At 35.3% G+C, this 425-nt stretch carries 1 protein-coding gene; it reads left to right on the top strand.

Annotated features, from left to right (window positions below):
- Positions 1-171 precede the first annotated feature (171 nt).
- The gene (locus HV826_RS36535) at positions 172-405 is read left to right on the top strand and encodes a hypothetical protein (protein WP_176421589.1); all 234 of its coding nucleotides are present in this window, start codon (positions 172-174) and stop codon (positions 403-405) included.
- Positions 406-425 lie beyond the last annotated feature (20 nt).

Raw genomic sequence — 425 nt, 5'->3', positions numbered from 1 at the left:
CTAATGGGCATCTTCAGCCCAGGCGGCACATCACAGCGAATTTGAAGGCAAATGCGAAAATTAGTGATCTTGAAGTTCATACAGTATTGGTAAAAACAGGCGAAGCTTTTCCAATGTGTAAGAATTTTCAAATTTCAATATTTGGCGCTGTTGTTACAAGCGGGTGATTATATGTGTGAATTAATTAATGAAGCATCAAAATATGGGAAAGTCAATGAAAGAAAGATGGACATTGATTTGTGCTGTAAAAAAATAGATGAAGAAGGATATTCTGTTTTCGTTGCGTTCTATGATTTTATAAAAAAATATGGCGGCTTGGATGATTATCTTTGGAAGTATGGGGATAATTTATCTTCATCAATTGATATATTGATTAATGGCAAGGAGGCAGTTGAAATTCCGTAAGGCCAACTTGATATGACACC

It is taken from the genome of Myxococcus sp. AM010 (assembly GCF_013372585.1).
GTDB classification, from domain to species: Bacteria; Myxococcota; Myxococcia; order Myxococcales; family Myxococcaceae; genus Myxococcus; species Myxococcus vastator.
The sequence above is the reverse complement of the archived record's forward strand: the minus strand, read 5'-3'. Positions and strand labels throughout refer to the sequence as shown.

Coding starts and splice junctions, on each gene's coding strand:
- HV826_RS36535 (WP_176421589.1), top strand. CDS start 172: ATGTGTGAATTAATTAATGAAGCATCAAAATATGGGAAAGTCAATGAA.